Genomic DNA, 6,725 nt, shown 5'->3' with positions numbered 1-6,725 from the left:
AGGGAAGTCCTCTCTTCTGTGAATGTGTTGTGGTAACTCTATTCTACAGAAGGGACTTCCTTTTTTCTATTTACACAAAATATTTTACACTCTCCATTATAACAATTGGGTTAAAAAGAAAATAGATAGTATTCTACCTCATATTTATTTGAAAGTAATATATAAAAGACGTTCAAATTCGAACGCCTCTCGTTAACCAAATATTGGATTCAGAATCTAGTTTTCATATATAAACAGAGTATGATTAGGTGCAAAAATTGCACTTTTATTGCACTTTTATTTTTATTTATAGTGTTTTACTGTTCTGTATATTGTTTTAACTCCCTTGATAGTATCGCATTCTGTTTTATACACTTTACGTTGAAAACAGAGTGGGAATAAAGAGCCAACATAATATGGAGGGGGAATCCCTATAAATCAACATTCTTCAATAGCTAAAATGCTTGATTTTCATTAAAAATAAGATGGTTCCCTACCAAAAGAGACTATAATATAAGTTAATTTGTTTCATTCTTATCATAAAAAGAAGTTCTCGAAAAACGAACTGTTTTCCGAGAACTTTTTTCTATCCATCTAAGTGCTCAAATCATATTCACGACGGAATTCTAAGGTTACCCTTTCTTAAACAAACTTTATGTTATCTGCACAACTTTTTGCAATTTTTTCATTGCTTCTTACGAAATCGTTGAACTCTCTTTAGCATAATACAAAGTGTAGATGAAGTCTGGTGCTTTACTCGTTTTGGTAAAAATGACTGGAAATCGTTTCTGGTTATTTTTGGCAAAGGCGAGGTGCAGGTTCGATTCCTGCCTTCTACGCTAACGATGTGGCTGAAGGGAACCTCCGATCTTGAATCGAAACGATCCGCAGTCTATTGTTTCACCAATGAAACAAAATCAACGTTCGTCCAAGCATTTCCTGAAGCCTTGCTATAAACCCCAATTTCACAAACACCTGTTGTAATTGGAATGTCTTTGATTGTAATTTTTGTCCATTCACTTGTTTTAACAACCGCAGTATTTAGTTCCGCTCCACCATAATTTTTGATATATAACTGATTAGTATCAAACTCTCCCCCAGACATTACATAGGCACTCAATGTGTAAGTTCCTTTGCTTATGCCACTAACATTTTGATAAGCTGATGCCTCGTATGCTTGATCCTGCCAAAAAGTTAGTTTGTAGTCCCCAAAAAAAGTGCCCGCTTCCGTTTTGATCGTACCCTTAGCGGTTCCTTGTTGAAACCAGGTTTGCCAATTGGAAGGACTGGTCGTTGGTCCATCGCTTTCGAAACTTGCATTTTTAACTAGATTTATTTGCGCCCCTGCTTGTTTAAACGCACGCAAGCTTGGCAAGGCGTTTCCAGCAAAATCAAACATCGCTTGATTGTCCCATTCGTTTCCCATAGTGGATTGAACACTGAGATAATTCATACCTGCTTGTGTTGCCCAACTCACATTTCCGTTGTACCAAAGAGGTTCCCAATAGAAGAAGCCCGCCCCGCGATTATTCGGTACTGCCTGAATCCGATCGGCAAGATCCAGCAAATACTCTGCTTGTCCTGTCGGTGTTGGTTCATATCCCCCCGCAGCTGCTTCGGCTTCGCCAAAAGCATTTGGCATAGTATCGGCATTCGCTGTTGTATGCCCATAAGCTGTTTCAACTACGATCACTTCTTTACCATACCGTTGGCTGATCGCATTCATATTGGTTTGAAGTTCATTCATTGAACCGTGCCAATACGGATAATACGACACTCCAATTAAATCAAATGACACACCTCGACTCGTGATTTCATCAAACCACCAAGTAAATGCTCCTGTATCGCCACCATCAGCTAAGTGGAGCATTACTGGAGTTGTTTTAGGTTGAGTGTCTCGAACAGCTTGGATACCAGACTTCAAAAAAGCAGCCAATCGATCAAATTCTCCCCCGCCTTCTCCCCAAGACTTGCCATAAGGCCAGAGCATTCCGCTATTCAGTTCATTGCCGATCTGAACCATATCAGGATAAACGTCCAGCTGCTTCATTTCCGACAGAACGTTCTTTGTATAGTCGTACAATGCCGTATTCATTTCTTCAAAGGTCAGACCTTGCCATGCTTTAGGAAGATTCTGTTTCCCAGGATCAACCCAAAAATCACTGTAGTGAAAATCCAGCAGCACCTTAAGTCCCAGATTTTTTGCTCGTTTTGCAAGGTCAATCGTCGTTTCCAGATCATTTGTCCCTGCTCCATAACTTTCTCCATTACTATTATAAGGATCCTGCCACAAACGCAGTCGAACATAGTTGACACCATTATTTTTTAAAATCTCTAAGGCATCTTTTGAAATATCGTCTTCATAATATTTTGCACCAGATTTTTCCATATCTGACAGGATCGAAATATCTGCTCCGCGAATAAATTCGCTGGCAGATGCTTCAACAGTTTTTGAAACAGCCCCCAAAGCCCCTAACACAGCTGCAAATAAAACAGCTTTACGCAACCAAATTCCCATTTTCATTATGGCTCCTCCTTTATTGAAATTGGTTCAGAATAAACTGAACAGCTTTTTCAGGATCTCTCGTTAATCCGATATATTCTGCTCCTTTTGTCGCAACCAGCTTGATTCCTAAGCGATCGGTGTCTTCTTTGATATCATCATAGTAAGAATTGACTTGCGGTGCTAAGACCACCATATCAAAATCCTGCAGCATTTCGTAATGAGAACCATAAGCACCCGCCATTGCACTGATCGGTGCTTTCGATTCAGATGCACCTTTTTTTAAAGCATTAGCTAACATCGCACTTGTCCCTGCGCCAGCACAAAGTACCAACACATTGATTTCTTTATTTGCATCGCTGATAACTTGACTCGCTGCCACAGGTACTTCCTCACGTACATCGGCAGAAGCACCTTCCTCGGTTGCGATCACCTCTGCTTTTTGTGCTTCTTTCTCTACTAAGACAGCATCGTATGCTTTGCAAAATGGTAGATAGATCAGGAAGTCAACGACGATTAGAACCGCTGCTAGAACAAAAGCTAAGATACCCATGCCCGTTCCTAGAACCAAACCGATCGGTGCTGGAGTTGCCCAAGGCAAAACGTACATAAAGCTGTTCATGCCCAATACATCGACAAAAAACTTGAACAGGCAAACGTTTACAACAGGTGTTAACAAAAATGGAATAAAAAAATAAGGGTTCAAAATCATGGGTGCCGCAAATAGCAATGGTTCGTTGACAGCGAAACTTACTGGAATAAAGGAAGCTTTCCCAACTGCCTTCAACTGCTTAGACTTAGCAAAGAGTAGGAAGATAAAAGGAACAACCAATGTTGCCCCAGTTCCTCCCATAGTTCCTACAAAATTCCCTAAACCCACCGTCAGTACTTTAGAAGCTTGTTCACCGGAATTGAACAATTGCAGATTGGTTTCCACATTGGCATAGATAATTGCCGCAATTGCCGGCTCCACGATCGACGGTCCATGAACACCGACAAACCAAAACAGCGCCATCGCTCCCCAGATAATAGCGATTCCTAAGTACCCGTCAGCTGCTGTAAATAGCGGCTGCAGCACCGTAATGATTGCTTCTGCAAATGAGATTTGGAAGATTTGTCGAATGCCTAAATCAATTAAAACGGCCGCAAATACTGAAAAAGAGAAAGGAAAAATATCTCGGAAGGTTTGCGAAATCGTTCCAGGAACTTCTTTAGGCATTTTAATGGTAATATCTTTCAGCACACAAAACTTATATAAATTAACTGTTAAAAATGCAGCGACAAAGGAAGCCAGTAGTCCCTTTGTCCCCATATATTCCGTTGAAAATCCACCTTCAATCGGAGAGACGCTTAACAACAGGAAACTTACCACAGAGGCCAGCATCACAGAGGTGGTGTTGATTACTTTGTTTTTCGGTAAGCGACGATTCATCGAATCAGCCAAGCAGCGAGCAGTGGTTGCTGAAACGAGTAACCCTACAACACCCATCGAATAATTATAGACTTTCCATAGCCATATGGAGACAGATTCAGGCCATTGGTAACCAAAAATCTCAGGAACCGCAGCAATCAAAATGAAAATGCTTGAAAATAAAATAGCTGGCATCGCTGTTAAAAATCCGTCACGAACGGCTCCTAAATAACTATTACGTGAGATTTTTTCAAAAAATGGTTTCCCTTTTTCGATTTGTTTAATGATTCCATCCATAGCGTTCTTCTCCTATCCTTGATTCTGTCTGTACAGTACAATAAAGTCTTGAATCAGATCTCTCAGCAATAAAGTGGTCATTAAATGATCCTGCCCATGGATAAAAATGAATCCCATCTCCATCTCTTTCCCAGATGCTTCTTCCGCTAAAATTTTTGTTTGCGAATTATGTGCAAGGGTTAAATTTTCGTCGGCTTCTTTCAACGCCGAATCAACATGTTCAAAGTTTCCTTGTCTTACTTCTTTCAATAATTTCAATAATGTACTGCGAGCGTCGCCTGAATATGCAACGATCTCAAAACCAAGCATTTGTAATTCCTCTTTATTCATCTTTTCTTCCTCCATTATCACTTATTAAATAATCGTTTTGGTTTCACTGACCAACTTGTACCAGTAAGCTGATTCTTTTGGGTAACGCTTCTGGGTTTCAAAATCAACATAAAACAAGCCATACCTTTTGTTATACCCATTTGTCCATGAGAAAAGATCCATAAGCGACCACAAAAAATACCCCTTCACATTTACCCCGGCTGTTATCACCTTGCTTAAGGATTCCAAATAGACTCTCAAATAGTCGATTCTCGGCTGATCCATAATAATGCCATCTTCAAACTGATCTTTATACCCCATCCCGTTCTCAGTGATATAGATTTTGTTGTAATGTGGGTAATCGCTTTTAATTCGCAGCAACAAGTCATATAGACCTTCTGGATAAATCAGCCAGTCCCAATCAGTTCGAGGAATTCCTTCTTTATAAATACGTTCTCCGATTCCCTTCACTTTATAAACAGAGGTCCCTTTTTCACCCGTACCGTTATGATGGATTGCATTTTCTCCATCGTAAGCTTTGACAAAATGGCATTGGTAGTGATTGATCCCTAAGTAGTCATTACGCGTGGATGCTTTTTTCAATTCAACGAAATCTTCTTCAGGAAAATGATAGCTGGCCTGATTTGCTTCACATATCTCATCAAGAGCAGTCAAGGTTTCAGTTGAATAATAGCCTAAATAGGTAGCATCTAATAAGAAACGGATCGACAATGCATCGTCTAAAAAGGCAGCATGCTTATCTTCCGGCGCGTCTGTTGCCGCATATTTCGTCTCTAATGAGTGAACTACACCAATTTCACCCGGAAGTTCGTTTTCTTTGAAATAGTTCACTACACGGGCATGAGCAACCATCATATTATGAAGACAGGCGACGATCTTTGTAAAATCATATTTGATTCCTGGTGGGAAAACACCTAACAAATATTGATTGGTTGCAACTGGATAGATTTCATTAAAGGTACTCCACACCTTGACTTCTTTGAATTCATGAAAACAAAAAATGGCATAGGAAACAAATGCTTCTATTGTTTCTCGATTCAAAAAATCTCCATGGTCAAACAAACGTTTAGGGGTATCAAAATGATGCAACGTCACAAACGGCGTTACGTTTCTTTTCTTACATTCTTCGAACACACGATGATAAAAAGCGATTCCTTCTGGATTTGGTTTCCCAGCTCCATCAGGAAAAATGCGGCTCCAAGCAATGGATAATCTTAGACCATTTACACCAAAACGTTCACACAATTCAATGTCCTTTGCATATTGATGATAAAAATCACTTGCCGGATCGGGACTGAATCGCCCTTGTTCCTCTAAAAAGTCATCCCAAGCAACAGCGCCTTTGCCACCTTCCTTAGTGGCTCCTTCAACCTGATAGGCTGCTGTGGCTCCGCCAAAAATAAAATCTTCTGGTAATTTAAGCATGTACATCTCTCCTCAAATCTATAATCAGTTTTCGCTCTTTCTAACTGATTGCATTGTAAACGCATCCAAAACATTTGTCAACAAAAACAAACACAAATAATCATAAAAACCAGAAAACAGCAATAAAATCTATTGTAACAAACATAAAAACCACCCTAAATGTTTACTTTTGTTCGAATTAGATTGACTGTTGTCCGTTTATATGATAGATTATCCTTAAATTAGAGGTGAAGACGATGTTGAAAAAAGAAAGATTGCTTACTATCGTAGAAATGGTCAATAAAAAAGGAATCCTTACCGTTAATGAAATCATCAATCAATTAGATGTTTCTGATATGACCGTTCGCAGAGATTTAGATGAATTAGAAAAATCGGGCAAGCTGCTGCGTGTCCATGGAGGGGCTCAAAGTCTTTCCTACACTTTAGATCAAGAACTTTCTCACACTGAAAAAGCCACTCTGCAGATTCAAGAAAAAAAAGAAATTGCTGCCACAGCAGCCTCCTTGATTCACGAGGGAGAAACGATTTTCTTAGGACCAGGTACAACAATCGAACTATTGGCGACGCATTTACTGAACAAGAAAATTCGGATCATTACAAATAATTATCCAGTTTTTGATATTCTTGCTCAAGCAGATGGACCAGAAATTCTACTGATTGGCGGTGATTTCCGGAAAAATACCGGCGCATTTGTCGGACCGATCACCAACGACAATTTAAGAAGACTAAAGTTTACAAAAGCATTTATCAGTTCAAATGGCGTTCACAACGAAGCGATCT

Annotated in this window: 5 protein-coding genes; 1 reads left to right on the top strand and 4 read right to left on the bottom strand. The window is 39.6% G+C overall.

The genetic code is table 11. The annotated features are described in order from the left end of the window. Positions 1-871: 871 nt before the first annotated feature. The 4 genes from DIZ30_RS09900 to lacG are packed head-to-tail and all read right to left on the bottom strand — an operon-like array spanning position 872 to position 5,945. Positions 872-2,503, bottom strand: a complete 1,632-nt coding sequence (locus tag DIZ30_RS09900; RefSeq protein ID WP_002288633.1) for a glycosyl hydrolase 53 family protein — start codon at positions 2,501-2,503, stop codon at positions 872-874. Between the two features lie 13 nt (positions 2,504-2,516). Then, positions 2,517-4,190 (bottom strand): PTS lactose transporter subunit IIBC, encoded by a 1,674-nt coding sequence (locus DIZ30_RS09895; RefSeq protein ID WP_061573441.1) that lies wholly within the window; start codon positions 4,188-4,190, stop codon positions 2,517-2,519. Positions 4,191-4,202: 12 nt separating this feature from the next. Then, positions 4,203-4,520 carry a PTS lactose/cellobiose transporter subunit IIA gene (locus DIZ30_RS09890; RefSeq protein ID WP_002288635.1) on the bottom strand — a complete coding sequence of 106 codons (318 nt, stop codon included), beginning with the start codon at positions 4,518-4,520 and terminating at the stop codon, positions 4,203-4,205. Between the two features lie 24 nt (positions 4,521-4,544). Further along, complete coding sequence (gene lacG / locus DIZ30_RS09885) at positions 4,545-5,945, bottom strand: 6-phospho-beta-galactosidase (protein WP_002297376.1); 1,401 nt, start codon at positions 5,943-5,945, stop codon at positions 4,545-4,547. A 236-nt stretch (positions 5,946-6,181) separates the two neighbouring features. Here lacG and DIZ30_RS13715 point away from each other — a divergent pair. Next, the coding region (locus DIZ30_RS13715; RefSeq protein ID WP_234414800.1) for a DeoR/GlpR family DNA-binding transcription regulator at positions 6,182-6,725 on the top strand (544 nt) is incomplete at its 3' end.

This window comes from Enterococcus sp. H57 (assembly GCF_003112495.1).
GTDB lineage: Bacteria > Bacillota > Bacilli > Lactobacillales > Enterococcaceae > Enterococcus_B > Enterococcus_B faecium.
The sequence above is the reverse complement of the archived record's forward strand: the minus strand, read 5'-3'. Positions and strand labels throughout refer to the sequence as shown.

What these genes read in the sequence shown, in the direction of transcription:
- DIZ30_RS09900 (WP_002288633.1), bottom strand. Translation starts at nt 2,503, where the DNA reads ATGAAAATGGGAATTTGGTTGCGTAAAGCTGTTTTATTTGCAGCTGTG.
- DIZ30_RS09895 (WP_061573441.1), bottom strand. Translation starts at nt 4,190, where the DNA reads ATGGATGGAATCATTAAACAAATCGAAAAAGGGAAACCATTTTTTGAA.
- DIZ30_RS09890 (WP_002288635.1), bottom strand. Translation starts at nt 4,520, where the DNA reads ATGAATAAAGAGGAATTACAAATGCTTGGTTTTGAGATCGTTGCATAT.
- lacG (WP_002297376.1), bottom strand. Translation starts at nt 5,945, where the DNA reads ATGCTTAAATTACCAGAAGATTTTATTTTTGGCGGAGCCACAGCAGCC.